31 protein-coding genes are annotated in these 26,550 nt (G+C 39.7%); 20 read left to right on the forward strand and 11 right to left on the reverse strand.

Going from position 1 to position 26,550, the window contains the following annotated elements:
- Nucleotides 1-6 precede the first annotated feature (6 nt).
- The 4 genes from B3297_RS22425 to B3297_RS22440 are packed head-to-tail and all read left to right on the forward strand — an operon-like array spanning nucleotide 7 to nucleotide 2,740.
- On the forward strand, nucleotides 7-465 hold the full coding sequence (locus B3297_RS22425) for an SPOR domain-containing protein (RefSeq protein ID WP_046672580.1): 459 nt from the start codon (nucleotides 7-9) through the stop codon (nucleotides 463-465).
- Nucleotides 466-478: 13 nt separating this feature from the next.
- A complete protein-coding gene (locus B3297_RS22430) occupies nucleotides 479-1,669 on the forward strand; it encodes a M20 metallopeptidase family protein (RefSeq protein ID WP_070562832.1) in 1,191 nt (396 codons plus the stop codon).
- A gap of 7 nt (nucleotides 1,670-1,676) precedes the next feature.
- Entirely contained in the window at nucleotides 1,677-2,255 is a 579-nt protein-coding gene (locus B3297_RS22435) for a hypothetical protein (RefSeq protein WP_070562597.1), read from the forward strand.
- On the forward strand, nucleotides 2,252-2,740 hold the full coding sequence (locus B3297_RS22440) for a GNAT family N-acetyltransferase (RefSeq protein WP_286779523.1): 489 nt from the start codon (nucleotides 2,252-2,254) through the stop codon (nucleotides 2,738-2,740). The genes B3297_RS22435 and B3297_RS22440 overlap by 4 nt, the downstream gene beginning before the upstream one ends.
- A 9-nt stretch (nucleotides 2,741-2,749) precedes the next feature.
- Here the strand turns inward: B3297_RS22440 and B3297_RS22445 are convergent, their stop codons facing one another.
- Nucleotides 2,750-4,054, reverse strand: a complete 1,305-nt coding sequence (locus B3297_RS22445; RefSeq protein WP_286779524.1) for a M20/M25/M40 family metallo-hydrolase — start codon at nucleotides 4,052-4,054, stop codon at nucleotides 2,750-2,752.
- Between the two features lie 247 nt (nucleotides 4,055-4,301).
- On the opposite strand from B3297_RS22445, the gene B3297_RS22450 reads away from it, so the two are divergent.
- Genes B3297_RS22450 through B3297_RS22460 form a run of 3 tightly spaced genes read left to right on the forward strand, consistent with a single transcriptional unit; the run spans nucleotide 4,302 to nucleotide 5,149 of the window.
- The gene (locus tag B3297_RS22450) at nucleotides 4,302-4,616 is read left to right on the forward strand and encodes a rhodanese-like domain-containing protein (RefSeq protein ID WP_070562591.1); all 315 of its coding nucleotides are present in this window, start codon (nucleotides 4,302-4,304) and stop codon (nucleotides 4,614-4,616) included.
- Between the two features lies 1 nt (nucleotide 4,617).
- Nucleotides 4,618-4,917 carry a hypothetical protein gene (locus B3297_RS22455; RefSeq protein WP_046672585.1) on the forward strand — a complete coding sequence of 100 codons (300 nt, stop codon included), beginning with the start codon at nucleotides 4,618-4,620 and terminating at the stop codon, nucleotides 4,915-4,917.
- Between the two features lies 1 nt (nucleotide 4,918).
- A complete protein-coding gene (locus B3297_RS22460) occupies nucleotides 4,919-5,149 on the forward strand; it encodes a DUF6358 family protein (protein WP_070562589.1) in 231 nt (76 codons plus the stop codon).
- A 33-nt stretch (nucleotides 5,150-5,182) separates the two neighbouring features.
- Here the strand turns inward: B3297_RS22460 and gcvT are convergent, their stop codons facing one another.
- The 6 genes from gcvT to B3297_RS22490 form a co-directional block, all read right to left on the reverse strand.
- Nucleotides 5,183-6,265: a glycine cleavage system aminomethyltransferase GcvT gene (gene gcvT / locus B3297_RS22465; protein ID WP_286779525.1), complete on the reverse strand. Its 1,083-nt coding sequence runs from the start codon at nucleotides 6,263-6,265 to the stop codon at nucleotides 5,183-5,185.
- An 80-nt stretch (nucleotides 6,266-6,345) separates the two neighbouring features.
- Entirely contained in the window at nucleotides 6,346-7,164 is an 819-nt protein-coding gene (locus tag B3297_RS22470) for a DUF6929 family protein (protein WP_286779526.1), read from the reverse strand.
- A complete protein-coding gene (locus B3297_RS22475; RefSeq protein ID WP_070562582.1) occupies nucleotides 7,158-7,850 on the reverse strand; it encodes a pseudouridine synthase in 693 nt (230 codons plus the stop codon). Before B3297_RS22475 ends, B3297_RS22470 begins: the two co-directional genes overlap by 7 nt.
- Nucleotide 7,851: 1 nt before the next feature.
- Entirely contained in the window at nucleotides 7,852-8,220 is a 369-nt protein-coding gene (locus B3297_RS22480) for a DUF4359 domain-containing protein (RefSeq protein WP_070562579.1), read from the reverse strand.
- Nucleotides 8,221-8,360: 140 nt separating this feature from the next.
- Nucleotides 8,361-8,858 carry a DUF4112 domain-containing protein gene (locus B3297_RS22485; RefSeq protein ID WP_070562577.1) on the reverse strand — a complete coding sequence of 166 codons (498 nt, stop codon included), beginning with the start codon at nucleotides 8,856-8,858 and terminating at the stop codon, nucleotides 8,361-8,363.
- 2 nt (nucleotides 8,859-8,860) lie between these two features.
- Nucleotides 8,861-9,577 (reverse strand): SIMPL domain-containing protein, encoded by a 717-nt coding sequence (locus B3297_RS22490; RefSeq protein WP_046672592.1) that lies wholly within the window; start codon nucleotides 9,575-9,577, stop codon nucleotides 8,861-8,863.
- Nucleotides 9,578-9,739: 162 nt separating this feature from the next.
- Here B3297_RS22490 and B3297_RS22495 point away from each other — a divergent pair, with 162 nt between their 5' ends.
- Together B3297_RS22495 and B3297_RS22500 are read left to right on the forward strand one after the other, a co-directional pair.
- On the forward strand, nucleotides 9,740-9,931 hold the full coding sequence (locus B3297_RS22495; protein ID WP_046672593.1) for a cold-shock protein: 192 nt from the start codon (nucleotides 9,740-9,742) through the stop codon (nucleotides 9,929-9,931).
- A gap of 175 nt (nucleotides 9,932-10,106) precedes the next feature.
- Nucleotides 10,107-10,301, forward strand: coding sequence for a hypothetical protein (locus tag B3297_RS22500; RefSeq protein WP_046672594.1), 195 nt, complete (start codon nucleotides 10,107-10,109; stop codon nucleotides 10,299-10,301).
- 151 nt (nucleotides 10,302-10,452) lie between these two features.
- Here the strand turns inward: B3297_RS22500 and B3297_RS22505 are convergent, their stop codons facing one another.
- The 3 genes from B3297_RS22505 to B3297_RS22515 all read right to left on the reverse strand — a co-directional run bounded on the left by B3297_RS22505 (nucleotide 10,453) and on the right by B3297_RS22515 (nucleotide 12,131).
- Nucleotides 10,453-10,941 (reverse strand): DUF805 domain-containing protein, encoded by a 489-nt coding sequence (locus tag B3297_RS22505; protein ID WP_070562574.1) that lies wholly within the window; start codon nucleotides 10,939-10,941, stop codon nucleotides 10,453-10,455.
- 232 nt (nucleotides 10,942-11,173) lie between these two features.
- A complete protein-coding gene (recO, locus tag B3297_RS22510; RefSeq protein WP_070562569.1) occupies nucleotides 11,174-11,896 on the reverse strand; it encodes a DNA repair protein RecO in 723 nt (240 codons plus the stop codon).
- The gene (locus tag B3297_RS22515) at nucleotides 11,880-12,131 is read right to left on the reverse strand and encodes a hypothetical protein (RefSeq protein WP_046672596.1); all 252 of its coding nucleotides are present in this window, start codon (nucleotides 12,129-12,131) and stop codon (nucleotides 11,880-11,882) included. Before B3297_RS22515 ends, recO begins: the two co-directional genes overlap by 17 nt.
- 217 nt (nucleotides 12,132-12,348) lie before the next feature.
- Here B3297_RS22515 and rpmB point away from each other — a divergent pair, with 217 nt between their 5' ends.
- From rpmB to B3297_RS22560, 9 genes are all read left to right on the forward strand, one after another.
- Nucleotides 12,349-12,582, forward strand: a complete 234-nt coding sequence (gene rpmB / locus B3297_RS22520; protein WP_046672597.1) for a 50S ribosomal protein L28 — start codon at nucleotides 12,349-12,351, stop codon at nucleotides 12,580-12,582.
- Nucleotides 12,583-12,658: 76 nt separating this feature from the next.
- Nucleotides 12,659-12,841 (forward strand): 50S ribosomal protein L33, encoded by a 183-nt coding sequence (gene rpmG / locus B3297_RS22525; protein WP_002998409.1) that lies wholly within the window; start codon nucleotides 12,659-12,661, stop codon nucleotides 12,839-12,841.
- 51 nt (nucleotides 12,842-12,892) lie between these two features.
- Nucleotides 12,893-13,054: a DUF4295 domain-containing protein gene (locus B3297_RS22530; RefSeq protein ID WP_070562566.1), complete on the forward strand. Its 162-nt coding sequence runs from the start codon at nucleotides 12,893-12,895 to the stop codon at nucleotides 13,052-13,054.
- Nucleotides 13,055-13,193: 139 nt separating this feature from the next.
- The gene (gene ftsY, locus B3297_RS22535; RefSeq protein WP_046672598.1) at nucleotides 13,194-14,156 is read left to right on the forward strand and encodes a signal recognition particle-docking protein FtsY; all 963 of its coding nucleotides are present in this window, start codon (nucleotides 13,194-13,196) and stop codon (nucleotides 14,154-14,156) included.
- 18 nt (nucleotides 14,157-14,174) lie between these two features.
- Nucleotides 14,175-15,512: a 30S ribosomal protein S12 methylthiotransferase RimO gene (gene rimO, locus B3297_RS22540; RefSeq protein ID WP_286779527.1), complete on the forward strand. Its 1,338-nt coding sequence runs from the start codon at nucleotides 14,175-14,177 to the stop codon at nucleotides 15,510-15,512.
- A gap of 362 nt (nucleotides 15,513-15,874) precedes the next feature.
- Nucleotides 15,875-17,464 carry a bacillithiol biosynthesis cysteine-adding enzyme BshC gene (bshC, locus tag B3297_RS22545; protein WP_070562559.1) on the forward strand — a complete coding sequence of 530 codons (1,590 nt, stop codon included), beginning with the start codon at nucleotides 15,875-15,877 and terminating at the stop codon, nucleotides 17,462-17,464.
- A gap of 340 nt (nucleotides 17,465-17,804) precedes the next feature.
- Nucleotides 17,805-18,098 carry a carboxypeptidase-like regulatory domain-containing protein gene (locus B3297_RS22550; RefSeq protein ID WP_254667657.1) on the forward strand — a complete coding sequence of 98 codons (294 nt, stop codon included), beginning with the start codon at nucleotides 17,805-17,807 and terminating at the stop codon, nucleotides 18,096-18,098.
- A 123-nt stretch (nucleotides 18,099-18,221) separates the two neighbouring features.
- Complete coding sequence (locus B3297_RS22555) at nucleotides 18,222-19,028, forward strand: hypothetical protein (RefSeq protein WP_286779528.1); 807 nt, start codon at nucleotides 18,222-18,224, stop codon at nucleotides 19,026-19,028.
- Nucleotides 19,029-19,064: 36 nt separating this feature from the next.
- Nucleotides 19,065-20,942 (forward strand): hypothetical protein, encoded by a 1,878-nt coding sequence (locus B3297_RS22560; RefSeq protein WP_286779529.1) that lies wholly within the window; start codon nucleotides 19,065-19,067, stop codon nucleotides 20,940-20,942.
- A gap of 151 nt (nucleotides 20,943-21,093) precedes the next feature.
- Here B3297_RS22560 and ctlX read toward each other — a convergent pair whose 3' ends face one another.
- Nucleotides 21,094-22,044 carry a citrulline utilization hydrolase CtlX gene (gene ctlX, locus B3297_RS22565; RefSeq protein WP_070562556.1) on the reverse strand — a complete coding sequence of 317 codons (951 nt, stop codon included), beginning with the start codon at nucleotides 22,042-22,044 and terminating at the stop codon, nucleotides 21,094-21,096.
- A gap of 574 nt (nucleotides 22,045-22,618) precedes the next feature.
- On the opposite strand from ctlX, the gene gcvP reads away from it, so the two are divergent.
- Nucleotides 22,619-25,492 carry an aminomethyl-transferring glycine dehydrogenase gene (gcvP, locus tag B3297_RS22570; protein ID WP_286779530.1) on the forward strand — a complete coding sequence of 958 codons (2,874 nt, stop codon included), beginning with the start codon at nucleotides 22,619-22,621 and terminating at the stop codon, nucleotides 25,490-25,492.
- 211 nt (nucleotides 25,493-25,703) lie between these two features.
- Complete coding sequence (locus B3297_RS22575) at nucleotides 25,704-26,360, forward strand: hypothetical protein (protein ID WP_075990471.1); 657 nt, start codon at nucleotides 25,704-25,706, stop codon at nucleotides 26,358-26,360.
- Nucleotides 26,361-26,550: the final 190 nt, after the last annotated feature.

The raw sequence follows: 26,550 nt of genomic DNA on the forward strand, positions 1-26,550 counted from the left end.
TAAACTATGCTGAAGAGAGGATTGATTTTCATACATGCACTTGTGTTGTTTGCGCTAGTTCAGGTAAACGCACAAGAAAAAGGTGGAGTAATTGTAACCAAAGATTCATTGATTACACAGCTTCAAAATTTCAGGGCAGCTATGGGGATCAATCCTGTCGAAAGCAAAGCGACAGTAGTTCCTGCTAAACCCATCGTCCGCTCAGCGGCGACGCGGGTCAAAGTAAGGGGATTCCGTGTACAGATCTTTGCTGGATCGAATCGGAATCAGGCATTTTCGGAGCAGACACGTTTCCGAAGTATGTATAAAGATATTGATACTTATATCACCTATGATGAACCCAATTATCGCGTCAAGGTAGGTGATTTTAGAAGTCGCTCTGAAGCAAATGCCTTCATGCGCGAGTTACGTCAATATTTTAGCAACGTCTTTGTTTTTTCAGAGAACGTTTTTGTATATCAATAAATCAATCAACCTTATGGCAAGTACGAAAGAAAAAGTCCTGGCCTTAGCTCATCAATATTTTGAAGATACGGTTTCCAACCGTAGACATCTTCATCAGAATCCTGAACTTTCCTTCGAAGAATACAATACCTCGGCATTTGTAAAAAAGCAATTGGATGAATTGGGAATTCCTTATGAGGCTAAAGCTGATACGGGGATTGTCGCTTTAATCAAAGGTGACCTACCCTCAGATGAAGTTATCGCGTTGCGCGCAGATATGGATGCTTTACCAATTCAAGAAGTGGAGGGGCGTTCATATGGTTCCAACACCCCAGGAGTGATGCATGCCTGTGGCCATGATGTACATACCTCCTCACTTTTGGGGACAGCTAAAATATTGAATAGCCTAAAAGCCGAATTTGGAGGAACGATCAAATTGATCTTCCAGCCTGGCGAAGAGCGCTTGCCAGGAGGAGCTTCCTTAATGATCAAAGAGGGCGCTTTGCAGAATCCTGCCCCCTCAGCCATAATAGGTCAGCATGTGATGCCCCTTATTGAGGTAGGCAAGGTTGGTTTCCGTGAGGGAAAATATATGGCTTCCTGCGATGAACTGTTTATGACAGTCAAAGGCAGGGGCGGGCATGGTGCGCACCCGCATCAAAATATTGATCCAATTGTTATTACAGCACAGATCATTACCGCTTTGCAGCAGATTGCTAGTCGTTTTGCAGATCCACGTACACCGACTGTGCTATCTTTTGGAAAGATTATGGCCAACGGAGCTACAAATATTATTCCTGACCAGGTTTATCTGGAAGGTACATTTCGCACATTTGATGAGGAGTGGCGTGCTGAAGCACATGCGCGCATGGTAAAGATTGCTGTGAGCATTGCTGAAAGTATGGGAGCGACTTGTGAATTTGAAGTCCGTAAGGGCTATCCTTTTCTAATCAATGAGCCCCAATTGACTAAAAGTGCACGGACATTTGCAGAAGAGTATCTCGGTAAGGAAAATGTGGTAGACTTAGATCTATGGCCTGCCGCGGAGGATTTTTCCTATTATTCACAAGAAATTAATGCTTGTTTCTATCGTTTGGGTACAGGTAATGCAGCACGTGGTATCTCTTCAGCTGTCCATACGCCGACCTTTGACGTGGATGAGACTTCTTTGGAGATTAGTACGGGGTTGATGGCATACATTACCTTGCGTAGGCTCGGTTATTAAATTATATATGTCATCTCATCACATTGTTCGAGAGAATCAGGAACCTGCATTACTGATTGAAGACCTTTTCCTCATCGACGAAGAGGGCTTGGGGCAGCTGCTGGAATGGAGCCCCACAATTGTCATTGAGGCGGAAACCATCGATTTATTGGATGCGCGTGGTTATAAGTTCGATATCGTTTTTACAAAAAAATCCATTAACGATTCACAGGAAAATTTAAAGATCATTTCCTATGATAATGATTTTCTAAAGACGGCTATAGAATACCTGATAGCACATCAATACAAAGCGGTGAATATCCTGACTGATCAGCTTGATGTGGCTTATTACCAGCCCTATCTGGAGCAGATTAATATTGTGCTTATCTCTAAAGGAGTTCGCTATTGTTTTGTGACAACAGGCTTCACCAAATGGAAGCCTACAGGGGAAAGAATCCGAATTGAGGGGCTTGATGCTGATGAAAAAAACACGCACGAAGGCTTGATTAAGATCAATGACAACGAATACGAAATGGAAAAAGACGGCTTATTTGTCCTTAAATTTTCCCATATAAAATACATTTTAATAGGAGAAAAGATTGCATGATAACAATAGAATTGGCAGAACAAAGCGATATCAGAAGCATTTCAAATATGGCGCATAGTATTTGGCCTGTTACTTATGGAGAGATACTTTCACAAGATCAAATTGACTTTATGCTCGAAAAAAGCTATACCGTTGAGGGACTTGCAGAAAGTATGGTTAATGGCCAATTTTTTTATGTCTTGAAAGAAGATGGTATGGGTCAGGGATTTATTGCCTTGCGAACTCTTGAGGATCGTGTACGTATTGAAAAGCTCTATTTGATGCCCAATGTGCAAGGAAAAGGCTTCGGAAAGGCGCTGATAGACTTCGCTTCAGAAAAAACCATCTTAAAGGGTAAAGGGATTCTTGAATTGAACGTAAATAGAAATAACCCTGCTTACCATTTCTATTTGAAGCAGGGCTTTGAGATCATTGAAACGATTGATATTCCTTATTATGATTATGTTCTAAACGATTATGTCATGCAAAAAGAAGTAAAAGCTTAGGCCTGTCGCCTAATCTTTTAGTTTTTCGACCCGTGAAGGTGTTTGTTTGCCTGTTACAATTCCGGAGGTGCCTATGGCGATCGCTTCTATACTGGAAATGATATTCTGAACATTCAATGTAGACACTTCATCTTTTACGGTATGGTAATATTCATCCTTATCCATTTGGGATGTTGAAAATGAATGCGCAGGCACACCTTTGGCTGCCAATACCGCATTATCGCTTCGATAAAAGAGATTTTGTTTGGTATATGGATCAGGATAGAATCGGAAATTTGTATTTTTTAAATTTTCCTGCATTAATTCACCAAGATTCGACTGATCGTATCCTGTAATATACACTGTATTGGGACCGAATTTGGAATCTTTTCCGATCATTTCCATATTGATCATAGCGACTACCTGGTCAGCATTGATGTGGTTGGAAAAATATTTTGAGCCATACATGCCCAGTTCTTCTGCCGTAAAAGCGACGAAAATAAGGGTCCTTTCATTATTATTTTGTTTTTTGTAGTAATCTGCCAGGGTTAACATTGCGGTCACACCTGAGGCATCGTCATCGGCGCCATTGGCAATAGAATCTTGGCCTACTGCCTGAAGGATGCCAATATGATCGTAATGTCCCGAAAAGATAACGTATTCGTTCGGTTTACTTTTCCCGGGGATTATTCCTGCCACGTTAAACAAGGGGAAATTTTGAAGCTTCCGTTCAATATGAATTTGAAAAGTTTGGGGTTTCTCCGCTGTTAAAAGGTAGACAATTGATGGTTTTTGTTTGGAGGGGTCCTCTATAAATTTAGGAGAGTTGAGCATTTGACCAAAACGCACAAAATAGCTTTCAAAGGAGGGGTCTACCAATACAAGTGTATTTTCTTTGGCTAGAGAATGTTCTCTAAATACTTTCGCAAAATCATCGCCCGATTTTATTTCGACGATGTTAAGGCTACTTCGATTATCCCACTGTAAATCAACGTGGTTTCCAAGTGAAATAACATGGTCAGCTGGGATCAGCTGCTTATTGATGGTTGCGGATTTGCTTACCGGAGAGATTTTATCCAATTGGAATGTTTGCCTGTAATTTTGTTCTGCGTAGGGGCTAAGGCCTATTCTCTTCATTTCGGCAGCGATAAAATCTGCAGCTGGTTCGATGTCTTTTGTCAAAGCCGATCTCCCACGCATATCGTCAGCGGCTAGGGTATTGAGTATGCGGCTCACATCTTGGCGTTCCTGCTCGGAAATAACTTGCTGTCCATAGCTTACTGCCGAGAGTGCAAGTAAAGATATAGACAGTATAATTTTAGGTATTGAATTCATATAAAGCTTAGTAAAGTCTGGGTGAAGATAAGGAAAATTCTACAAGCGAATTGTGCAGACAATAAACTTCCTAAAATGATCCATTTCAAATGATCCGATGACAGGCAAAACCCATCTAAGATTTCTAATGCCGTTAATACACTAAAAATTGAGGCTACTCTTAGCAACATCGACTGATTTTGAGCATCCAGGAAAGCGAACACTTTCGGAAAAAATGTAGTATATTTGACTATTAAATTGTTTGAAAATGAAAGAAGTATCTGTACAAGAATTAAAGAATAAAATCGATAACAACGAAGATTTTCAGTTGATAGACGTTCGTGAATCCTTTGAGTATGAAGTATCCAATTTAAATGGATTGAATATTCCACTTTCAGGTATACTGATCGAAGCTGATAAGATTGCGAAAGATAAACCTGTTATCGTACAATGCCGTTCTGGAAAACGTTCTGCACAGGCGATTATGTTATTGGAACAACAGGGTTTTGACAATCTTGCAAATTTAAAAGGCGGAATTTTAGCTTGGAAAGAGGAAATCGATCCAGAGTTAGACGTTTATTAAGATGAAAAATTTGGAGCATCAGACTAAGCAAGCTTTCTTGTTTAGTCTTGCTTTTTATAGCGTAGCTATTTTAGCGCGATTATTTAACCTTGGTATATTCCCCATATTAGGTAGCCTTTCCATTCTATTGTCTCTCCTATGGGTAATATTGGTTCTACGGGAAATCATGCTTTCGAGGACAATTTCTAACACAGAAAGGATGCTGATGGCTTTGACGATTGTTTTATTAAACATTGTTGGTGGAGCATTCTATTTCTTTGGCGGATGGAGACAGCGGGTATTGGGATTAATAAAAAAGTGATATGTTAAAGTATTTTTTTCTAAATATAGTGTTGAGTTTGGCTATTGTATTTTTAGTTTACAGTGGTTTTGAAGGGTATAAGGCCGGCAACATGCTGGTAACGGGATTATCCATCGCCTTTTTGGTGGTTTTGATCTATCTCCGTGTTGTTTTAAGCAAACGGGTTCGATCACTTATTCAGCAAAAAGAAAGCGGTAAACAACAACTTATTACAAAACAAAAGAAGAAGTAATAAAAAAAGCCTGCTTTAAGCAGGCTTTTTTTATTACTTCACAAATGGTGGTTTTGTTACTTTTGCTTTTATTTTTTGATTACGGATCAGAATGAAGATCTCGGTGCCGTCTTTTGAAAAGGCTGTGTCCACATAACCTAAACCGATTGATTTTTTCAATGTTGGTGATTGTGTACCTGAAGTCACACGTCCAATTACATTTCCATCAGCATCAACAATTTCGTAATCATGACGAGGAATGCCTCTGTCAATCATTTCGAAACCAACGAGCTTTTTCTTTAGACCAGCTTCTTTTTCCGCTTTAAGCGCCGCAGAATTCACAAAGTCTTTTGTAAACTTCGTTACCCAGCCTAAACCGCCTTCTAAAGGAGAGGTATTATCGTCGATGTCATTTCCGTATAGGCAGAAACCCATTTCTAGACGTAAAGTATCACGGGCACCTAAACCAATACGTTTGATTCCATAAGCTTTACCGGCTTCGAAAATAGCATCCCATACTTTTTGGGCATCTTCATTGGCCACATAGATTTCAAAACCTCCAGCTCCCGTATATCCTGTTGCAGAAACCAACACATTCTCTACGCCCGCAAATGTACCTTTTGCAAAGGTATAGTATTCCATTGGAGCTAATTCGATGTCGGTAAGCGATTGAAGTGCATCTGCAGCCTTAGGACCTTGTACCGCGAATAAGGAGGTTTGATCAGAGATATTCTTCATCTCCACACCAGCTGTATTGTATTTGGAGATCCAGTTCCAGTCTTTCTCAATATTTGACGCATTCACAACCAAAAAATATGTCTTATCGTCTATACGGTATGTTAGGAAGTCATCAACTACACCGCCAGTTTCATTGGGGATATAAGCATATTGAACTTTGCCATCGTATAATTTTGACACATCATTGGAAGAGATTTTTTGAAGTAGATCCAGGGCTTTTTCCCCTTTTAGGATGAATTCACCCATGTGGCTTACATCAAAAACTCCTACACCTGTGCGAACTGTTTCGTGCTCATCATTGATGCCTGTGTATTGTACGGGCATGTTGAAGCCTGCAAAGGGAACCATTTTTGCTCCTAAAGCAATGTGCGTCTCCGAAAGGGCAGTATTTTTTAACATAAAAATTAAGTTTTAATCAGCTACAAATTTAATAAAATATACGTGATTCCTCACTGTGAATCCATTTTAGAACAATCGATTTAATTGCTTACCCGGAGCGAATAGATGGTCATATAATCATCTTCGCTATCGGTATCTTCACATAGCAGGAACATTAGGCCTTGGGCCGTTTCCTCTTTCAATGTGATTCCTTCAAATTTATGCTTTTCGGGAATTTCGAATGTCTCGGGTTTGCCGGAAAGATCGGAAGGTATTTTTCCAAGAAGAGAACCACTGATCTCTCCATCCAGATAAGTCGATTTTGCATTTTCGGCGGTAGCAATAAAATAGATTTCATTTCCAACCAGGGTGGCATCTGAGAAACCTGTCGAGATGCCATTGAGCTTGGGTAGTTCAATCGGGATACAGCGGGATTGTTCGGCAGCAAGCGGATGATACTCTAAAATGGCATTTATGCCTTTAGGGCCATTTCCCCGGTTAAAAAATAAGATCTTATCTTTTAAATGAACTACGCCTTCAATATTGAAGTCTTCTTTGGAAATATTGAATTTTTCCATTAAGGAAGAATAGATGTTACTGTAGTCTTCCTGAAGGACTGTTTTGCCGTCCCAAATAAAACGAGTGTTTCTGTTTGGGGTAGAACCAGAGCCATAAAGATAATAGCGGCTTCTATCGAAAGTGATCGATTCCAAATCCATTTTAGCTGCTTTAGCCCTATTTTCCATCGGATCAGACTGCCGTAGTGCCGTTTTAGACAACTTTTGGTCTGTGATACTATAGCTGTAGATATAATTGCTATTGTCAGAAACGATATGGATTTGCCTATCCTGATAGACAATACCAGAAGCTGCGGTAATACCGGATATGCTGATAAAGGCTTCGAGAATCAATTTTAACATATCGCGTTGAGGTTTAATATTTCCAATACCCGGATGAAATCGGGTTGTAGGGGTGCTTTGATATGAACGTCTTCGCCCGATAAAGGATGTTTAAAGGTCAGTTCCGAGGCATGCAATAGCATGGTATCCATTTGGTAGGCTTCTTTCCAGAACTTGTTTTGTTTGTTGCATCCGTGCGGACGATCGCCGATAATGGGATGAAAGATATGCGCAAAATGGCGACGTAACTGATGCATACGACCCGTAATTGGGTTGGCTTCGACGAGACTGTATCGTGCTGTCGGAAATTTTCCGAAGGGAACGGCCAACTCGCCTTGAGCAAGTAAGCGAAAAGATGTTTGTGCTTCCTGAACGGTGCCATCGTCCCTTTTTAAGGGATAGTCAATCAGGCCTTCTGCTGGCGCGAAGCCCCTCAGAACAGCGAGGTATTTTTTGTCGATCTTACGCTCCTGAAAACTTTTTTGTAAGTATTGGTCCGTCTCCTTATTTAATGAAAATAACAGAATGCCTCCGGTCTTCCTGTCCAAACGATGTGCGGGATAAACGGTTTTTCCTAATTGGTCCCGAAGGAGCTGTAGGGCAAACGCTGAAGCATCGCGCGCAATAGCAGATCGGTGCACCAATAGTCCATGTGGTTTATTGATTGCAACGATGGATTCGTCTTGATAAAGTATTTCTAAAGGCATGTTAAATCTTTTTCAATGCAGCAATAATTTCGTCGGCCTTTTCATCAATTTTTGGGCTCAGCCAGATGTATTTAAAAGCTCCGCCACCGATAATCTGTTCTGTACCCTGCCATTTTATTTTGGTTAGCGAAAACAAATAGTAGTTGTCGACCACAACGGAACTTTGGATAAATTTATCGACGATGTCATTTCCGAAGAGCTGCATCCCCAATCCGAAAAACTCTTGATCTTTCGCATGAAGCTGGCTTTTCAATAGCTGTTCAGCTTTCGCGCGTACAACCTTTTCGTGTTCCTCTTTGCTTGGGTTAGTCAAAATTGCGGCCAGCATGATGACGATCAAAATCAGTGCAAATATTCTTTTTTTGCTCATTTTAAATTTGAGATTAAGTTCTGGATGTCATAACACGATGACTATCGCGATCAAAATTATTAAATAGATATTAGATATGGGCAACTGTTTTAAGAGAAATGCGAAGGATTCTGCCCTATAGGTGAAGCAAGGAGGTTTATTTAGGATCCGAGGGTATTCAATAGCGAGAATGCCCAAGAGAATAACGTCCAGATAAGATAAAATGTAACACCGATGAATAAGAAGAAGACCGTTAGAATACTGATGATTATACCGATACCCGAGCCTGAATGCTTGCCTTCGTAGTAATGTTGTCGTAATAATTTGATGTTCTTTTCATTGGCCTTGCTAAAAAAATCAAAAAAGTTTCCGAGGAAAGGAATGCTACCCAAAACAGCATCAATCGAGATATTGAGTAACATGCGTATGACTAATTTTGGACTGGCGCCGTTACGCCACATGGCTATGACAAGAACCAGAGAGGTTCCGAAGCCCGCTATCGCGCCACCTAAGGGGATGAGATTCAAGACTGGATCAAGTCCGAAGCGAAAGTTTCCAATCTTGAATTGATTATCCATTAACCAAGATATTCGGTCAATCCAACCGAAATCTTGGTCAATTTGTTTTAATTTATCTGCTGGAGTTTTTTCCCTATGCATGATTACAATAACTCAAATGAAGCGCTGATTTCACTCGTAACTTTCATCGGTCTGATATTTAAATCTAACCCACTGTCACCAGCGCTGTCTGCTGCTTCGGCCATAGCACCTTTATACATGGCATTACGCATCATCGGTTGTACGCCAAATATAATTTGTTGTGGTGTTTCAGATAATACGATCGCTTTACCAATTTTTTGGCCTGCGGCTTCTGCCAAAATTTGAGCATTGACTTTTGCATCCAATACCGCCTTGGTTTTTAAACTTTTTTCCAACTCCTTTTTCTTTGAATAATCATATTCGCTAATATAGGTGCTTTGGATACCGGCTTTGTCAACACCGTCTAATAGTTGGCCCAAATTGTTCAAGTTGGTTACCTTAATACGGTATTGTCTGGAGAGCAAGATATCGGTGTCTTTTTTCTTTTTATCCGGAACATTATAGCTCCAGATATTCTGGATGGTAAAATCTTCTTTTTTTACACCCGCTTTTGTCGCCGAATCGAACAGATCTTTTTCTAGCTTTTCTATTGCGGCCTTTTTCTTCGTGTTACCGTTCTCATAAAACTCTTTTAGGGTAACATCAATATAGATAATATCTGGTGTTACTTCTTCTTCTGCACGGCCTACCGTAGATACAAATTCTTTATTAACCATTTGTTGCGCGTTTACTTGGGTCATCAAACCTAAAAAGGCTAGTCCTAATAGTATTTTTTTCATATTTTTCGTCTTTAACTTTTTATAATAATACGATTGCCATTATCGCATTGCTACAAGATTGGAGCCAAAGTTTATGAAAAAGTTTAACGGATAAAAAAAATAAAAAGGTTAAGATTTTTGATTTTATTTCTCTACCTTTAGGGAAATTAATAATATAGTGCCATGCAAGAAGGTAAAGTAAAATTCTTTAATGAGACCAAAGGTTTCGGTTTCATCATCCCTAACTCAGGCGAGAGCGAAATTTTTGTTCACGTTTCTGGATTAGTAGACAAAGTTCGTGAGAATGACAATGTATCTTACGAAGTTGAACAAGGCCGTAAAGGTCTTAATGCGGTAAATGTAAGAGTTATCTAATTAGATTCAAGATATATTTATTGTGAAAAGGCCTATGCGAACAGCATGGGCTTTTTTATTTTATGGGAAATCTGGCTCTTAGAAAAGGATATTCTGCGACAGGGCGTGTTTACTTGCTTGAGTAAATAATTTGGACTGATAATTGTAATAGGGTATTTAAAAATAGTTAGTGAAGATGAAACGTATTCTAGTATTGGGGCTGTCTGTTGTTATTGCGCTATCCATGTCGGCCTGTTATTCTGCCCATCATCACCATGGTCATGGCCGTGGTCCGAAAAGAATGCCTCCTGGGCATGCTAAAAAATACTATGGTGAGCAGTCGGCACGTGATTTTGCTCCGGGACAACAAAAGAAAAAACACAGACATTAATTTTTTATTGGATTGCATTCGACGAGCGTATACATGTTTGTAGGCTATCGAATATTTTCTTTTGACGACCATTGATGTGGTATAGAGAAGAAGCAAAATAATATAAAAAAAGCTTTCACAATTGTGAAAGCTTTTTTTATGCTGTTAGCATCTAAGCAAAAGGATCTTTATCAGGTGCTGGTGGCGTAGGATTTGATGGTTGTGAACTTCCAAATGGGTCCTGTGGCCGAGAAGAACCGAAGGGATCTTGGCTTTGAGTAAAAGGATGATTTGTTACGTTTTCCATCCCTTTGGGATCTGGACCATATTGATTTGAAGCCTTGTCGCCTTCCAGTACCAATAAGTAAAGCAGGTAGATCCAACCAATAAATGGAATCAATGCAACTAATATAAACCAGCCTGATTTATTGGTGTCATGTAATCTTCGGACCGTAACGGCTATTCCAGGAATTATTAAAGCTAAACTTACTAAACCTGAGACATACGTAAATAAGCTTGCAATTTGTCCAAGTATTGCAAATATTGCGCTAATGATGAGATTTGCAAGGAAAAACATCCAATATTCCTTACGGCGAGCCCTTCCTTCAAAGTTGGCATAGTTGTCTCGAACAACCTTTAAAAAGTTTTCTTTAAGTTCCATATTTTAAGACTTTTTTAGGTGAAAATGATTCTAGTAAATCAAAATGTTATTTCAATTTTTTTACAATAAATGTACCAAGAATTTATCCGAGAGATCAATTATTATAAAAGGGTAAGTGTTTGGAAGAGCTACAGTTGCTGCGCTTGCGCAAAAGAATAGCCGCGTTCATCCGCCTGTTTTGGATCTAAAGGCAGCATAGAATTCGCTTTCAAAGGAGAAAGCTGTGCGTAGCTTATCTAAATATTTCTTCGAGTATATAGAGCGATTTTATTTCTTTAAAATTTGTGCGGTGGAGACGATAGAAGTCGAGCACTTTTTCCAGCAGGAATTGTCGATCAGAAGCGGTCATTTTTATGCGGTCACAATTCGAATATTCGGATTCGATTAAATTTCTGAAAATTGACGTATGTGGTTCCTGTAATACAAGCGGGTGTTCAGGAAGGCTATCGGAGAAGGTAGCTTCATGAAGATTAAAATAAGGGTGGGCCTGTTTTGATTCAGCGGGATAAAACCCGAGAAAGCGGGTTAGCTTGATTAAAAAAACAAGATGGAAATTGGCCAGATTTAAATGCGTTTCATCTAGCCAACGTACAGACTGATGGATGAATTCAAAAAGATAATCGTCATTTTCTTGTTCCTTCAGAATTTTATAGAGTATTTCATTCAGAAAAAGTGCGAGCGAGCTTTTAACAATATCATAAGGTATTTCTTGCAAGACAGGGACTTGACGCGCTTCGGAGATCCGCTGTAAAGAACCATTATCTTTATGTGTAGCGACAATTTCCAGTAAATGTAAGGGTTGAAGAATATTGGCCTTGATCTTTGCTTTAGGCTTCCTTGCGCCCGTGATGAGATAGGATTGCATCCCAAACTGTTCCGTGTATATCTGCGCAACAAGGCTACTCTCCGAATAGTTGGTTGTTTTTAGGACAATACCCCTAGTTTTGATCAGCATCTCCTTCTTTCTCTTTTTTATGCGATTCTTCGCGCATCTCCATAATGGCATTTCGGTCTACTTTACGAATCATGCGATAGATCAAAGTCAGGACACCGATACTAAATACAATAACTCCGACAAGCATAGCAAGTTTATACCAGTTGGAGCGTTGTTCCATGAGGTAATATCCTAAGATTACAAGTACGACACCAATGATTATTTCCCTTAAGCCCTTGCGAAGATATTTGTTCATAAATGTGAATTGTTGAAAACTATTTTTCTTTACAGAGCAAATATAATACAATAAAATCCTTTATTTTTGCCCTTACCCTTCCTGTGTAGAACTATTTTTAAAAATAATTCCAATTATCTTGTTGCTTATCCAAAAAAAAATATAGATATTTGCAAACTCTTTGCAGAGAGTGCAAAGGATTAACATATTGTAATAAAGACAACAAAAAAATAATATCATGTCAAGAATTTGTGATTTAACAGGCAAAGCGGCGTTAACAGGAAATAACGTTTCTCACTCAAACGTTAAAACTAAACGTAAATTCTATCCAAATTTACAAACGAAACGTTTTTACATTCCAGAAGAAGATCGTTGGATTACGTTGAAAGTATCTACTTCTGCTATCAAGACTATCAATAAGAACGGGATTACAGCAGCGATCAATAAATTTATCGTTAAAGGGTCAATCTAATTGATTGTCGCGCCTGTTACATTAAGATTATTCATGAATTTCAATCCTATAATAGGATTCAAAATAAAGTAAAACAATGGCTAAAAAAGGAAATAGAGTACAAGTTATCTTAGAATGTACTGAACACAAAGAAAGTGGTCTTCCGGGAATGTCTCGTTACATCACTACTAAAAACAAAAAGAACACAACTGAGCGTTTGGAATTGAAAAAATTCAACCCAGTATTGAGAAAAGTTACTGTTCATAAAGAAATTAAGTAAGTCACACATCTTAGCACTTGAAAGAGAGGCTAAGTAAAATATTAATATACCATGGCAAAGAAAGCAGTTGCATCGTTACAAAAAGGTGGCGGTAAAGAATTTACAAAGGTTATTATTACTACTAAATCTGCAAAAACTGGCGCGTATACTTTCAAAGAAGGTATGGTTCACAACGATAAAGTGAAAGACGTCGTTGCTGCAGCTCAAAAATAACGAGTAGCATTTTCCTTTTTTAAAGTTTTTCTTTAAAAAGAATTCGATAAAAATAGCCGTTTTGGTATCCTACCGAAAGGGCTTTTTTTGTTGAGGACATTTGTTTATATTTGAACATCAATTTTCACTACTACACTCCATGGGATTATTTGATTTTTTTAAGAAAAAACCACAAACACAAGAAGAAGAACAGGCCTTAGACAAAGGTTTGGAAAAAACAAAAGAAGGCTTTCTTTCCAAGATTACAAAAGCTGTCGTTGGTAAATCAACAGTAGATGACGATGTGCTGGATAATCTGGAAGAGGTTTTGGTTACTTCTGATGTTGGGGTTACGACTACCTTAAAAATCATTGATCGCATACAGGCCCGTGTTGCCCGAGATAAGTACGTTTCTACTTCTGAGCTCAACAATCTCCTGAAAGAAGAAATTCAAACGCTACTGGCAGAGAACAATAGTGCTGATTTCGAGAATTTCAATTATGGCGATCATAAACCATACGTTATTATGGTTGTAGGTGTCAATGGGGTTGGCAAGACAACGACTATTGGCAAACTGGCTCATCAGCTGAAACAAGCTGGAAGCAAAGTTGTATTGGGGGCAGCGGATACCTTTCGGGCGGCTGCTGTTGATCAACTTAAATTATGGGGTGAGCGTGTTGGCGTGCGTGTTGTCGCTCAGGCCATGGGCTCGGATCCTGCTTCAGTGGCTTATGATACCGTGAAATCGGCAGTAGCAAATGGCGAAGATGTGTGTATCATTGATACCGCAGGCCGTTTGCACAATAAGGTTGGGCTAATGAATGAGCTCACGAAGATTAAGAATGTTATGCAAAAGGTTGTTCCAGGTGCACCACATGAAATCTTGTTGGTCTTGGACGCATCAACAGGGCAAAACGCCATTGAGCAATGTACGCAATTTACACAGGCAACCGATGTGAACGCTTTAGCATTGACGAAACTCGATGGAACGGCGAAGGGCGGGGTGGTTATTGGTATATCTGATCAATTTAAGATCCCGGTGAAATATATTGGTGTAGGAGAGAAAATTGGTGATCTTCAGTTGTTTAACAAAAAGGAATTTGTCGACTCCCTTTTCAAATAGAGTCTACCGTCTAATCATATGAAGACAAAATACGCGAAACCAGCCCCTTTGATAAATAAACCACGTGTCAATGTGGTAACCTTGGGCTGTTCGAAAAATATTCACGATAGTGAAGTCCTGATGGGCCAGTTAAAGGGCGATCAGATGGAAGTCGTGCATGAAGCATCCAATATACAAGCGAATGATATTGTCGTAATCAATACCTGCGGTTTTATTGATAATGCCAAACAAGAATCAATTGATGCGATCTTACAATATTCGGATCTAAAAGATCAGGGTAAAATCAACAAAGTGATCGTTACAGGTTGTCTTTCTGAGCGATATAAGCCGGAGTTACAGGCTGAAATCCCCAATGTTGATGCCTTTTTCGGTACGAACGATTTACCGGAGCTATTGTCATCCATTGGTGCTGATTATCGACACGAGTTATTGGGTGAGCGCTTATTGACAACACCTTCGCATTTTTCTTACTTTAAGATCGCTGAAGGTTGTAACCGACCATGTTCTTTTTGTGCAATTCCCCTGATGCGTGGTAAACACGTTTCTAAATCCATTGACGATCTTGTCAAAGAGGCAAAATTTCTTGCGTCGAACGGCACGAAAGAATTGATTCTGATTGCACAAGACCTGACCTATTATGGCTTAGATATTTATGGAAAGCGCAATCTTTCTGATTTAATGCGCCATTTGTCAGATGTTGATGGTATCGAATGGATCAGACTGCAGTATGCCTATCCTTCGGGTTTCCCAATGGATATTTTGGACGCAATGAACGAACGTTCGAATATCTGTAATTACTTGGATATGCCACTACAACATATATCTGATCCGATGTTGAAGTCTATGCGAAGAGGTACAACAAAACAGAAACAGATTGATCTTGTCAACGCAATACGTGACAAAGTTCCAGATATCGCTTTGCGTACAACATTAATTTGTGGTTATCCAGGTGAAACTGAACAGGATTTTCAGGAGATGTTGGATTGGGTTGAAGAAACCCGTTTTGACAGATTAGGGTGTTTTACCTATTCTCACGAAGAAAAGACGCACGCACATTCTCTGGAGGACGATGTGCCACAGGAAGTAAAAGAAGGACGGGTGGAAGCCATCATGGAAATACAGCAAGGTATTTCGTACGATATCAATCAGTCTAAAGTCGGTAATACCTATAAAGTACTGGTTGATCGGGTAGACGGCGATTACTTTATTGGCCGGACAGAATACGATTCTCCGGAGGTCGACAATGAGGTCTTGATTCCCGCGGTAGATTCTTATGCACGCATTGGTGATTTTGTTCAGGTAAAAATCGACCGAGCTGAAGATTTCGATCTATATGGTGAGATTGTAAGGAAATAAGTATAAAAGCTTATAGATGATAATATAAACAAACGGGCCTCCCTTAGTCAAAGGAGGCCCGTTTGTTTATAGGCAATTGTCAGTAAAATGATATAATTTAAAAGCGGGACAAGCTTTTTGTGAAAATTCACTATTTTGTCGGGGCAAACTAGATACATTTGTAAACGTACAATCCCCATTTTAAACAATCTATAGCCGTTTAAAATCAGATTCAAGAAAGCCTGTAGTTTCAGGATGAATCAGCCTTCTGATTGAAATTGAAAATAGGTTCTATTAACGGAAAAGATTCACTGCCATGTCAGGTTGCTTTGGGGGATTTTCGTTATCAATTAAGAATAGAGAATAATTAATAAAATTTGCAGATGAAGGCAACTTATATTGAATATAGTGAAACAAATAGCTTCTCCAAGACTTTATTAGCCTATTTGGCACATGATGAAGCCTTAAAACCTTTTGTTGGGAATTGGCCTACCTGGGCTGGTTTTGAAAAGCAATTGAACGAAAAGAAGAAATTTGAACACAGGGAAATTCTTGTTGAGCGTCTTAAAAAACAATATGGCGAACTATTAAAGGATTCTCCTGCTGTAGCGGCCAATATAGAACTGTTGCTCGACCAAAATTCCTATACCATTACAACTGGGCATCAGCTCAATATTTTTACGGGGCCTTTATATTTTATTTTTAAAATCATGACGGCAATACGTTTGTCTGAAGATTTACATGCCAAGCATCCTGATAAAACGTTTATTCCAGTATATTGGATGGCAACTGAAGATCATGATTTTGAAGAGATCAACCACACCAGAGTCTTCGGTAAGAAAATTGCTTGGGATACTCCTGCTGTTTCTGCTACGGGGCGAATGGATACCGCAACAATCGTTGATGCTGTGAAGCAGTATACCAATATTTTAGGGCTTTCCGAAAATTCGACCAGGCTGACACGCATTGTAGAAGAAGCCTATTTGAACCATGATCGATTAGCAGATGCAACACGGTATATGGTCAATGAGTTGTTTAAGTCTTACGGTCTTTTGATCGTCGATGCAGATGACCGGGAATTGAAGGAACTGTTCAAGCCAATTATTAAGGAAGATATCTTCTCTGAAAAAAGCTTTAAGGCAATAACAGCGCGATCGGAAGAGTTGGAATCAAATGGTTTCTCTACCCAAGTGCATGCCCGTGAGATTAATTTCTTTTATTTGACGGACGAATTTAGAGAGCGTTTAGTACTGACTGCTGACGGCCGATACGAAGTATTGCACCAGCATATTTATTTTACCAAAGCAGAGCTGGAGCAGGAGATCGAGTGTTATCCAGAGCGTTTCAGTCCAAATGTGGTCATGCGGCCGATGTATCAGGAAATTATACTTCCCAACCTTGCTTATATTGGCGGTGGCGCCGAAATGGTCTATTGGATGCAGTTAAAATCCAACTTTGACCAATATCAGGTAGATTTTCCAATTTTGATCCCTCGTAACTCAGCAATGATTACCGAGGACAACGTTGCAGCTAAGTTGTTTCGTGTTGATCTTACATTTAAGAGTATTTTTCGGCCGGCAGAAGTGCTGAAAAAAGAGTATGTTCGACGTCATACCAAAGAACGACTGAATCTCAATGACGAATGGATGGAGCTGAACGCCATTTTTGGTAAGATAAGGTTAAGAACTCATAAAATAGATCCAAGTTTGGGTCCTAGCACTGAAGCCGTAAAAGCACGGTTAAAGAAAGCGATCAATAATTTGGAGAAAAAGCTGATGAAAGCTGAGAAGCGGAACCATCAGCATGCTTTAACGGATATTGATAACGTGAAGGAAAAGCTTTTTCCGGGTGGAGGACTGCAGGAGCGCTCTGAAAATTTCGCTTTGCTTTATGTCAAATATGGTGATAGCCTCTTTAGGGACCTTTACAAGTACTTTAATCCATTGGATTTTAAGTTTACAATTTTATATTAGAAAGTCAGCTTCGGCTGACTTTTTTGTGATATTATTGGGCAGAAAGAATTTTCAGTTTGCGTTCTTTTTGTTACTGTCTGCTAAATCATGATGTTTGCAGTATCGGGATATTTCTATCCCTATCTTAAAATACTTTTGTTGCCTTTTCCGGTATTGTCTTTTTTTCCTAAAGAAGTTTCATTTTGTTTATATACACGTTGAAATGCTTTGTTTATAATTTCATAATATTTCGTTTAGCTCCTGTTAACAGTTCCGATGTAGTTTTGCTTTCATTATCACAACCAACAACTAAATGAAAGAATTTCTTCTTACAACGTGTGCCATCGCACTTTGAACAGGGTTGTACGCACAAACGACCCAAGCGGGGTTTTCCGGAAAGATTACGGACGAGAACAACAAAGGGGTTCATGGTGCTTCCATCGAAGTACGGAATGAATCGACCGGTTTCACAACGAAGACCTCAACCAATGCAAATGGTGATTTCAACTTTAAGGAGTTGCCTTTAGGTGGTCCCTATACCGTCAAAGTAACTTATATAGGTTATGGCGAACAAGTTCGTTCGGGATTTAATTTAAATCAGGGTGATATTGTACGCTTGACCATTCCTATTCAAAACACGTCGAATGTATTGTAAACTGTTGAATTAACAGGAATAAGTACGCTGAAGAATAAAATAGAAAATCTAGGTGCCGCTACCGCGGTTACAGCCAAGGATATCGCGAAGTTGCCTGTCAACGGCCGGAATTTTACGTCGCTAATGGATTTGTCTCCTTTGAGTAAGGGCGATAATATCGGTGGCCAGTTGGGCTCTTCTACCAATTTTACCATCGATGGTATGAATGCCAAAAATCCGACTTCTGCAGGTTCGACAACCAGCCGTAGCGGCGCACCTTTCTCCATTTCGATAGAAGCAGTCTGGGAATTTAAAGTGGTCACCAACCAGTATGATGTGACCTACGGAAGAGCGGGCGGTGGAACCGTTAGTGCGGTGACCAAACAGGGAACAAATCAAACGCACGGAAGCGCTTGGCTTTATTCAAGGGCCGATTGGTTGTCCAGTCCCTACGATATCAGAGGAAACAAACGAAGCAATGATTTTTCTACCTATCAATATGGATTTACATTGGGCGGTCCGATCATTAAAGACAAATTACATTATTTTGTTGCATGGGATCATCAACGGGATGCCCGCCCACTGATTATTGCGGATATCAATTCTCCCGCAGATGAAAAACGTTTCAATGTTACTCAATCTACCTTAGATGAGTATATTCGGATAGGTCGTGAAAAATATGGATTGAGTAATGATAGGCAATATGGTTCTTTCGATAAAAAACGTAATTCTGATGCTGTTTTTGGTCGTATAGACTGGCAGATCAATGAAAAGAACTTATTGACAATACGCAATAACTTTACAAGTGACCTCAATAAACTTGGTCTGGAGGATAATACCGCTATCAATTTATATGAATCATACGGAAATGACAAGAATATTGATAACAGTTTTTTAGCAACTTTACGGACTTCCATTTCCCCCAAGCTTACTAATGAACTGAAATTGTAACACCTGTATACTTTTCAAAAAAGTAGTCCTGGCGACATGTTGCCTAGTCAAAACATTCCCCGTGCCATTGTTGAGAATGTGGTGTCTACCATTGATGGAAGTAATCTGTCGACCAACATCCAATTAGGCGGTCACCGGTTTGCCCAGGAGTCCTTTAAGAATAATGTCGTACAGTTGGTCAATAACTTGTATTATAGCACAGACAATATCAATTATACTTTTGGTGTGGATTTGATGTATACACATGCAAATTCGATTTACGGAAGTGAAGTCAACGGACGTTTTCATTTTAGGGACGATGCGACCAATACGGCATTGCAAAATTTTGCAAACTTAAAACCTTACGCATTTTACCGGGAAGTTCCCTTAGTGGCAGATCCAACTGTTATTGGAAAGATATTTAATGCTGGGGCGTATGGACAGTTGCAGACTAAATTGGCAAAAGGATTGGATTTGGTTGCGGGACTACGATTGGATTATGGTCATTACCCAACCTCTCCACTGAATGAAGAATTATTGAAAGAAGTGGGGGTGCGTACAGATCACAAGTTGAAATCCTTTGTAGTACAGCCGCGTTTCCAGATGACTTGGGATGTGAATGAAGAAAGAAAAGATTTTTTCCGTGTAGGGGCAGGTATCTTTGCATCTGATATTAATAATTATATGACCATCAATAATTTAACTTTTGATGGGAAGCATTTCGCAACGGTAGATGTTCGCGGTAACGATGTACCTACGCCTAATTTTGTGGGGTACAGACAAGATCCGTCAAAAACGCCAACCTTGGCTCAATTTCAAGTGCCAACGATCAATACCTACGGAGCTGATGCGAAAATACCAGTGGTGTACAAGGCCAATGTTTCTTACACGCACTTCTTTACCGAAAAATTAAAAGCAAGTCTTTCAGGATATATGAATCTAGGACGCAACAACTACATGTATGTTGATCGTAATATGGTTCAAGATCCGTTCTTTAGATTGGCGAATGAAGATAATCGTGGGGTATTCGTACCGGCGACGGCTATTGTAAATGGTGTTCCAGATTGGAAACAGGGAAGGATTTCCAATAAGTTTGGACGCGTGTTAGAACTGAACTCTGAGGGAAAAGTAAATCAGTTTGCAGTTGTATTGGATGCAAGTTATCAGTACTACAAAGATGGATCGATTTCTGTAAGCTACACGTGGAACGATGCGAAAGATAACACATCCTACAATGGAAATGTTGCCAATACAGCGACCTTATCGCTGGCGGTAAAAGATGATCCAAGAGATTTGAGTAAGATGAGCTATTCGAATAATCAATTCCGAAACAAAATTGTTATTTATGGTACACTACCTACATTTTATGGTGTCAGTGTAGGGGTTCGTTATTCGGGAATTGGTGGAACACGCTACAGCTTACTTGCTGGAGGTAACATCAATGGCGATTTTGTATCCAATTCGAATGACTTGGCCTTTATTTTCGATCCCAATAGTACAAACACACCAAAAGCTTTGGCTGATGCCATGAATGCCTTGTTGGCGAATGGTGAAGCCAGTCAAAGTCTGAAAGATTATATTAAAAAGTATGAAGGTAAGATGGCGGAAAGAAATGGTGGTATTAATGGTTTTTACGGTTTGATTGATTTAAGAATAGCTAAAAAATTCAACCTCTACAAAACGCATGCTTTGGAGCTTTCTGCAGACGTATTCAATGTCGCGAATCTCTTTAAGAAAACCTGGGGAGTCAATGAGTCTTTAGGTAACCAATCGTTGTACGCTGTATCAAAGACCGCGGCAGCAAATGGTAATCCCGAAATCCCCGCATTCGATCCCGTGAAGCAGCAGTTTAATTATAGATTGAACAACTCTGGTATTGTGTCACCTTCAGGAAATCCGTACCAATTCCAATTGGGATTGAGGTATTCGTTCTAAATTGGCTGGAGAAATTAGATTGTTTTAGAAAAGGTAATGCCCCTTTGAGCAATGGCTTCAAGGGGCATTTTATTTGTTTATTCGTAAGCCTAAAGTGGTAGAGTAGACCTGCTAAAAGGATGTTTTCCGCTAGCATCGTGATATTTGATGGCTAGCTCAGTATTTTTTCTTTCGGAAGAAAAACTTCGGCCATCATGTGGCGTACACTTCCACCACCACATGTTTCGATAACATGAAGATCCTGATGAATAATTTTGCCATGCTTTTCTAATTGCGCTGTTTGGTATAAAGTCAATGAGGATAAAGCCTGATTGCTCAGGACAATAAACCGATTCCCATATTTGTTTCTCACTTGGAGGCAGTTTGCCGCAAAAGATTCGAGTTGGTTCTCGTTGATTTCAATGATCTCCTTGCCTGTATCTTTCAAACTTTTCAGTAGGGTTTTGAGCTCGGCGGGATCGTCAATTGCCTGTGGGCATAAGATGGCGAAGTCTTCGCCTACGGCTAGCACCACATTGGTGTGATAGATAGGTCTCCGCTCTCCATGGACAGTTTGGAAGGCGTGAAATACAACAGGTGTATAGTTTTCAGTTCTGCAATATTCATCGAGCATACTTCTGTCTGCCCTTTCGGATAAGGCACAGTAGGCTATACGGTGAGCTCGGTCCAAAACGAGTGCGCCAGTGCCCTCCAGATATTGTTTATTGTTTTCGGCTTCACTGAGATCCTTAGTCAGTTTTACATAATAACCGTTTTGCTTCAATGGACCTTCGAAATCCAATAAATGTTCTTTTCGACGATTTGGAGCAAACATAGGATAGAAAATTATTTTTCCATCCTGATGAAAGGAGACAATATTATTGGGGAATATACTGTCGGGGCTTTCTGATTTTTCGTCGTCCTGAATGACAGTCACCAAAATTCCATGTGACTTCAATTCATTTACTAGCGCGTCAAATTCTCCTTGCGCTTCTTTGTTGACTTCTTCTGTACTGAGATTTTCGATATCCTTTTGGAAGAAGTTGTTGACCGCAGTCTGTTCATTTTTACGGAAGACAGAGGGTCTTACTAAAAGAACGCTGTCTGTTACCTGTTTTCTCATGGTTTATAATCGTTACTTCGCTGTTTTATATTCGTTAAAAAGAAATGATATTCGTTTTTTGTGATAATTTACATTTGTCAAAAGAGATGCTTCCCTAGCTGGATAATGTTTCTTTGTTAAGATTTCTGATCGCAACATACCCTTGATATCAGTTGTTCTTAGCAAAAAAGTGTATATCGTTATTTCGAAGTCACTTTACAATTGGTACATATACTAATTTATTGAAAATTCATGGGCATTGCAAAAAAGGATAGTGAAGTAATGAAAGAAATGCGGGGGTGAAATAGCAGATAACCCTATCTTTTTTTAAAATTGTGGCAAGCGATTGTTGTATTGTTTGTTATATTTATAATGAACAACTTGTATGTTTGAGGTTATTCCAAAAATTAATTGACAAAGACAATCGATTGCATTTCGGTGGCTCAGTAAAACTGACTTTTTATCCACTTTTTTGCTTCGTTTTCAGTCATTTATTTTGCTATCTTTGCTCATCCAAAAAACGACTGTTTATAAGAGAGTTAATTGCCTAATTATTATGTCGCTAACTATCTATAAGCGTTAACTTTTTGCACACATGAGCAATATACACTTCCAAGAAAAATTCGAAAGTCGCCACAATGGCCCAAGTCCAGTTGAAGCGAATGAAATGTTGGCTAAATTAGGCGTTTCGTCAATTGACCAGCTTATTGACCAAACGGTCCCTTCTCAAATTCGTGCTCCAAAGCCTTTAAATCTTCCCAAAGCATTGTCTGAGGTAGCCTATTTAAAGCGTATTGGGGAAATCGCTGAGAAAAATAAAGTTTTTAAATCTTTTATTGGTCAAGGTTACTACGATGTAATCCTTCCGGGCGTCATTCAACGCAATGTATTTGAAAACCCAGGATGGTATACGCAGTATACGCCTTATCAGGCGGAGATTGCACAAGGTAGGTTACAAGCTTTATTGAACTTCCAGACTGTAATTTGTGATTTCACAGGTTTAGAAATTGCCAATGCCTCTTTGTTGGATGAAGCTACGGCTGCAGCTGAAGCCATGTTTATGCTTTATTCAGCTCGGAAAAATAAAGATGCTAATGTTTTCTTGGTGTCGAACAATGCCTATCCGCAGACGATTGATGTATTGAAGACCCGTGCTTTGTCTTTTGGTATCGAGCTTAAAATTGCGGCTATTGCTGAATCAGAATTAACAGACGATGTATTTGCTGCATTTGTTCAATATCCTGCTGCTGATGGCTCCATTGTCGATTATAAATCATTTGCGGCTACAGCTCACAGTAAGCATATTACCGTGTGTGCGGCGGCAGATTTGATGAGCTTAGCATTATTAACGCCTCCGGGAGAATGGGGTGCAGATGTTGTTGTTGGTAATTCGCAACGTTTTGGCGTACCGATGGGCTTTGGTGGTCCTCATGCAGCATATTTTGCGACACGCGACAGCTTTAAACGTAATATCCCTGGTCGTATTATCGGTGTTACTTCCGATTCAAATGGAAAGTATGCATTGCGTATGGCTTTGCAGACTCGTGAACAACACATCCGCCGTGATAAAGCTTCTTCAAATATTTGTACTGCACAAGCTCTTTTAGCGATTATGGCTTCTTTCTATGCCGTGTACCATGGCCCAGAAGGAATCAAAAATATAGCATCACGTATCAATGCTTTGGCCAATCTGTTGGATCAAGCATTACAGTCGTTGGGTTATACGCAATTGAATGCGGCTTATTTTGATACTTTACGTGTAGACTTAGGTGCACATGCTGGTGCTTTGAAATCTGAAGCATTAAATAACGAATTAAACTTCTATTATAATGGTTCGGAAGTTTCAATTGCTATCGACGAAACAACCACATACGAAGATATTAAGACGATCGTCAAAGTATTTGCTAAAATTCAAGGTAAAACATTGAATGACGTAGATTTCGATGCATTAGAAGAGAATTTAGGTTCTTCAATTCCTGCCGATTTAGTACGTACTTCTGCCTACTTAATACATCCAAATTTTAATAGCTATCATTCTGAACATGAGATGTTGCGCTATATCAAATCGTTGGAAGCAAAAGATTTATCGCTTTGCCACTCGATGATTCCATTGGGCTCATGTACGATGAAATTGAATGCTACAGCTGAAATGGTGCCAGTTACATGGGCGAGATTTGGTGGTTTGCATCCATTTGCTCCTGCAGATCAAACGTCTGGATATATGCAAATGATTGGCGAATTGAACGATTGGTTGTCTGAGATCACTGGTTTTGCGAAGATGAGTTTCCAGCCAAATTCAGGAGCACAAGGCGAGTATGCTGGTCTGATGGTTATCCGTGCTTACCATGAGAGCCGTGGTGATCATGGACGTAATATCTGTTTGATCCCTGCTTCTGCACACGGAACCAACCCTGCTTCTGCTTCTATGGCAGGCTTAAAAGTGGTCGTTGTGAAATGTGATGAATTAGGAAATATCGATATTCCAGATTTAAGAGCAAAAGCGACTGAACATGCTGCAAACTTGAACTCACTGATGGTGACTTACCCTTCTACACACGGTGTATTTGAAGAGTCGATCATTGAAGTCTGTGAAATTGTTCATGCAAATGGCGGTCAGGTTTATATGGACGGTGCGAACATGAATGCACAGGTTGGATTGACAAGCCCAGGGCATATTGGTGCCGATGTTTGTCACTTGAACCTCCATAAAACATTCTGTATTCCTCACGGTGGTGGAGGTCCAGGTATGGGACCTATCGGTGTTGCAAAACACTTAGTTCCTTTCTTACCTAACCACGAAGTGGTTTCGACTTCTTGTGAAGAGGGTATCTCTGCTGTTTCTGCAGCTCCATTTGGTTCAGCATCAATCTTGCTTATTTCCCATGCTTATATTTCAATGATGGGTGGTGAAGGCTTGACAAATGCGACAAGAACCGCAATATTAAATGCAAACTATATTAAGGCACGTTTAGAAAATGCGTATCCAGTACTTTATTCAGGTACTAACGGACGTTGTGCACACGAAATGATCTTAGATTGCCGTGGATTCAAAAACTTTGGTATCGAGGTTGCAGATATTGCAAAACGTTTAATGGATTATGGTTTCCACGCACCGACTGTTTCTTTCCCTGTTGCAGGAACATTGATGGTTGAGCCTACTGAATCTGAGTCTAAGGCTGAATTGGATCGTTTCTGTGATGCATTAGTTGCTATCCGTGAAGAGATCGCTGCGGTTGAAGCAGGAGACGTAGACCAAGCTAACAACGTACTGAAACATGCACCACATACAGCTTCGGTTGTAACTGCAGATGAGTGGGACAGACCTTACAGTCGTCAAACTGCCGCATACCCATTGGAGTATGTAAGAGAACGTAAATTCTGGCCTTCAGTAGGTCGTGTGAACGACTCTCAAGGTGACCGTACATTGATTTGTTCGTGTCCTTCAATTGAGGAATACGCCGAAGCATAATCTCGGTAGTTATAACGGAAGGCCTCTATACTCGTATAGAGGCCTTTTTTTGTGTAGCGCAGTCCCATTCGGCAGTACCTAGGTAATGCAAGTAACAGGTAGAAATTTAGGTCGCGCCTTAAGGGCTAAAGATCGTATGCGAACAGATTTTAAAATTTAGATTAATTATATTATTTTGTTCTTTTTAGCGTTTTAATTAAAACTGATAATCATGAAAAGACAATGGAAAGTAATGCCTGTTCTCTTAGGACTGGGCCTTTTGGTCGCGAGCTGCGGCAACAGCAAATCCAGTGAAGGTGGTGAAGATGCTAAGGAGAAAGAGGCTGGGATTTCGGATGTAGTTAAGGGAGTATCCAACTTGGGTAATCTGAGTGATGGAGCAAAAAAATTGGAAGACCTTCAAGCCAAACTTAAATCCGAGAAACCCTTAAGTTCGGAAGAGTTGAAGGCTTTTTTACCGGAAAGCTTAGATGGTTTAAAAAGAACGTCCTATTCTGGCGGATCAATGTATGGGGCAGAGGTTGTATCTGGAGAGGCGACATATACTGTAGATAACCAAAAGGAAATTAAAGTCAATATCATTGATGGCGCGGGCGAGACAGCTTCGGCAATCGTGGGCTTGGCGCAAATGGGCTTCATGGTAGATTCAGAGAAAATTACAGATACTGAAATAGAAAAAACTGGCGAATTTGAAGGTAAACGAGCAAAAACAACAGATAGCAAAGGAGTGGAAGGCTCAACGGCAAAAAGCTCCGAAATAAGTTATCTCGAGAAAGACCGCTATTTAATTACTCTTCGGGGAAATGGGTATAGCCTCGACGAGCTGAAAGGGTTTTTGGCAAAATTGAACCTAAGCGCATTAAAATAATAAAAAATGTAATTTCAGTTAAGCAGGAAATGCATGGTTGACATGGGAAAGGCTCAAACATTGGTATGGGCTTTTTTTAAAGCAGGCAGCGTTGTTTCGCAATGTATAAGAAAAGGATATTTGGAAATTATGTCGAACTATAGGACGAAGCTAAATAAATTTGTTTTTGTTGGCAAATTTACCTTAGTTT

Source organism: Sphingobacterium sp. UBA3519 (genome assembly GCF_002377215.1).
Taxonomy (GTDB): Bacteria; Bacteroidota; Bacteroidia; order Sphingobacteriales; family Sphingobacteriaceae; genus Sphingobacterium; species Sphingobacterium multivorum.